A 3,485-nucleotide genomic window follows, 5' to 3' on the forward strand; every position below is an offset into this window, starting at 1 on the left:
CTGTCGTCGAAGTCTCTCTCCCCCGGCTACCGCTGGGAGGCGCCCCCCGGGCCCGCGGCCCTACTTCGCGGACACGACCGAGAAGGCCGTCAGCCGATGCCGAGCAGCCGCCGCCACCAGCTCACCCCGCGGCGCCGGCGACCCGGGACCACGGGCGCTGCCGTCGGCTGCGGCGGGACGAACGCGTGCTCGGGGTGCCCGGAAGGCTGCTCGGCCTGGGGCTGCGCGTTCGGCACGGAGCGCGGGGCGAACCGTACCGGCAGGGACAGCAGGTGGCGTGACATGAGGGTGCCGCGCCACTGCAGTTCACTCGCGTCGACCGCCAGCTGGAGGTCGGGCAGCCGGTCCAGCAGGACCTCGATGCCGGTGTCCGCGATGGCGCGGCCGATGTCCTGGCCCGGGCACTCGTGCGGGCCGCTGCTGAACGCCAGGTGGGAACGGTTGCCGTGGACGGAGGCCTCGGGATCCGGCCGGATCTGCGGGTCGGCGTTGCCCGCGGCCAGCCCGAGCAGGATCATGTCGCCGGCCTTCACCTGCTGGCCGCCGAGCAGGGTGTCACCGGTGGCCCAGCGCCCGATGATCGTGTTGATCGGCGGGTCGTCCCACAGGACCTGCTCCAGGGCGTCGGGCAGCGTCATGTGGCCTCCGGAGAGGCTGGCCCGGAAGCGCGGGTCGGTCAGTACCGTACGCAACGTGTTGGCGATCAGGTTGGCGGTGGTCTCGTAGGCCGCGATCAGCACGACCCGCAGGTGCATCAGCACCTCGGTGTCGCTCAGGTTCGCGGGGTGCTCGATCAGCCAGGAGGCAAGGTCGCGCACAGGCCTGGCCTTGCGCTCCACGACCAGGTGTTCCAGCGTGGCGGTGACGTAGCGGTCGCTCTGGAGGGCCGTCTCGGTGCCCTGGAGCATGTCGCGCGCCGCGTTGACCAGCAGGGGGCCGTGCTCGTCGGGCGCTCCGATGAGCTGGGTCATGACCAGCATCGGCAGCTGGTCGGAGAAGGCCGGCACAAGGTCGGCGTACCCCTCACCCGCGATCTGGTCGACGAGCTGGTTGGCGAAGCGGGTCACGTAGCGGCGGATGCCGCGCTTGTCGAAGCGCTCCAGGGACTCCACCACGGCCGAGCGCAGGCGCTCGTGGACGGGCCCGTCGGTGAAGTTGCACACCGGAACCCAGGAGACCATGGGACCGAGCGGCGTGTCGGCCGGCACCCGGCCCTCCCTCATGTCGCGCCAGCCCCGCGGGTCGCGGGCGAAGCGCGAGGACGTGCGCGCCACGTCCAGGTTCTCCCGGTGGCCGAGGACCAGCCAGGCCGGGAGGTCACCGCTCACCAGCACGGGGGCCACCGGCCCGTGTTCGGCCCGCAGCTTCTCGTACAACGCGAGGGGATCGGCCTGGGCCTCCGCCCCATGGAGGCGGTAGAGGCCTCCCGAGGTCGCCGCAGCGGCGTGGGCGGGGCACTCGGGCGGTGGGGTGGGGGTGGTGCTCACATTGCCTCCTGGGTGGCTGCCTGGGAGTGCAGGTAGCGCATGAGGGTCAGCAGGACATCGCGGGACGAATCCCGCCGTCTGGCGTCGCAGACGAGGATCGGGACGCCGGGGGGCAGATCGAGGGCCTGCCGCAGTTCCTCCAGTGGATGCTCGGGCGCGCCGGGGAAGGAGTTGACGGCCACGACGAAGGGGACGCCCCGCTCCTCCAGCCGTCCGATGACATCGAAGCTGATCTCCAGGCGGCGGGTGTCGACGAGTACGACCGCTCCGAGCGCGCCCTCGAAGAGCCCGCGCCACAGGAACCAGAAACGCTCCTGGCCAGGTGTCCCGAACAGGTACAGGACGAGCTCGTCGTTGATGCTGATGCGGCCGAAGTCCATGGCGACGGTGGTGGTGATCTTGCGGTCCACACCCCAGGTGTCGTCGACGCCGACGCCGGCCCTGGTCATGGTCTCCTCGGTCGTCAGCGGCTTGATCTCGCTGACCGCACCGACCATCGTGGTCTTGCCCACGCCGAATCCCCCGACGATGACGACCTTCACGGCGGCCGCGGCCGTCTGCGGGAGTACGTCCGCCGGGCGTGGCCCGGCGGGCGGGTCAGAGCTTCTGAAGTCCATCGATCACTGCCTCGATCAGAGCAAGGTCGGGTAGCTGCGCGGCGGGAACGGGCGGGCGTACGTACACGCGCTGAGCGGCCATCAGGTCCCCGACCAGCACGGTGACGACGCTCACGGGCAGGCCCGCGTACGCGGCGATCTCGGCCACCGACAGCGGTGACTGGCACATCCGCAGGATGGTCGCCTGCTCGGGCTGCATCTCGGGCCGGGCGGACCCTTTGGCCACGACTAAGGTCACGAGGTCCAGATGGACGGCGGTGGAGGGTCCACTGCGTCCGCCGGTGATGACGTAGAGCCGTTCGGGACTGCTGTCCTCCCAGCTTGGGGGTGGCTCATTCACGCGGGCTGCCCGTCATGTCGGGGCGGGCTGCTCAGGTGGTCCCCCATTCGGGTCACCAGGTTGCGCATCTGCGCGCCCATCAGGCCCGCGTCCACGCCCTCGTCGGCGAGGACCGCGAGGTAGGAGCCGTCGCCGGCGGCCATCAGGTAGAAGAACCCACCGTCCATCTCGATCACGACCAGGCGCATCCTGCCCTCGGATCGGGGCAGTTCCGCGGCCACCGCGCCGGCCAGGCTCTGCAGGCCCGCGCAGGCCGCCGCCAGGCGGTCGGCGGTGTCGGTCTCGGCCCCGTACTGCGCCACGCAGAGCCCGTCCGCGGACAGTACGATCACGTGCCGCGTCTGCGGCACTCCGGCGGCCAGGTCCTTGAGCATCCAGTCCATGCTGCTGATTCGCTGAGTCATCATTGCTTACGCCCCCTTGGTGGCTGAACCCGACGTGCCTTCGGTGCCCGGCGCCTCGTGGCCGGGCGTGCCGGACAGACCGCTGTGGAACGCCTCCAGCCACATTCCGGGGCCACCGTCGTCCGCCGACCGGGGCTCCGGGGCCGGCCGGGCTTCGGAGGTGGCCACACGGTCCTTCCGGCGTCGCTGCGGCAGGCCGGTCGCGGTCCGCGCGGCGGCCTCCGGCTGGCCCGCGCCGACGGGCGACGGCCTGGGCGCCGGAGCCGGCCGGGGCACGCCCACGCCCGCCGACGAGCGCTCGAAGGGGTGCTCGCGCGGTGTGGCGGCCACGGCCCTGGGTCCCGAGGAGGAGCCGATGCCGTGGGCGAGGCCGGTCGCGGAGGAGGCCGTGGTGATCAGGTGCTGCGGCACGATGACCACGGCGCGGACACCGCCGTACGCGGACGAGCGCAGGGACACCTGGAACCCGTACGCCTGCGCCAGGCGGCCGACCACCGCCAGACCCAGCCTCGGCGTCTCACCCAGGTCGTTGAGGTCGATGCCGGACTGCGCCTGCGCGAGCATCTTCTCCGCCCGGCTGCGGGCCTCCTCGCTCATGCTCAAGCCGCCGTCCTCGATCTCCACGGCGATGCCCGAC

4 protein-coding genes and 1 pseudogene are annotated in these 3,485 nt (G+C 71.9%); all 5 read right to left on the minus strand.

Going from position 1 to position 3,485, the window contains the following annotated elements:
• Nucleotides 1-89: 89 nt before the first annotated feature.
• On the minus strand, nt 90-1,487 hold the full coding sequence (locus tag ACWGIU_RS26040; RefSeq protein WP_453709638.1) for a cytochrome P450: 1,398 nt from the start codon (nt 1,485-1,487) through the stop codon (nt 90-92).
• A complete protein-coding gene (locus ACWGIU_RS26045; protein WP_453709640.1) occupies nt 1,484-2,104 on the minus strand; it encodes a GTP-binding protein in 621 nt (206 codons plus the stop codon). Before ACWGIU_RS26045 ends, ACWGIU_RS26040 begins: the two co-directional genes overlap by 4 nt.
• Nucleotides 2,085-2,444 carry a DUF742 domain-containing protein gene (locus ACWGIU_RS26050; protein WP_453709642.1) on the minus strand — a complete coding sequence of 120 codons (360 nt, stop codon included), beginning with the start codon at nt 2,442-2,444 and terminating at the stop codon, nt 2,085-2,087. The genes ACWGIU_RS26045 and ACWGIU_RS26050 overlap by 20 nt, the downstream gene beginning before the upstream one ends.
• Nucleotides 2,441-2,851: a roadblock/LC7 domain-containing protein gene (locus ACWGIU_RS26055; RefSeq protein ID WP_373037725.1), complete on the minus strand. Its 411-nt coding sequence runs from the start codon at nt 2,849-2,851 to the stop codon at nt 2,441-2,443. Before ACWGIU_RS26055 ends, ACWGIU_RS26050 begins: the two co-directional genes overlap by 4 nt.
• 3 nt (nt 2,852-2,854) lie before the next feature.
• Nucleotides 2,855-3,485, minus strand: a pseudogene (locus ACWGIU_RS26060) (ATP-binding protein); the annotation flags it as partial.

The organism is Streptomyces sp. NPDC054840 (assembly GCF_053611065.1).

Excerpts from the sequence above, each read along its gene's own strand:
- ACWGIU_RS26045 (WP_453709640.1), bottom strand. The coding sequence starts at position 2,104 with ATGGACTTCAGAAGCTCTGACCCGCCCGCCGGGCCACGCCCGGCGGAC.
- ACWGIU_RS26055 (WP_373037725.1), bottom strand. The coding sequence starts at position 2,851 with ATGATGACTCAGCGAATCAGCAGCATGGACTGGATGCTCAAGGACCTG.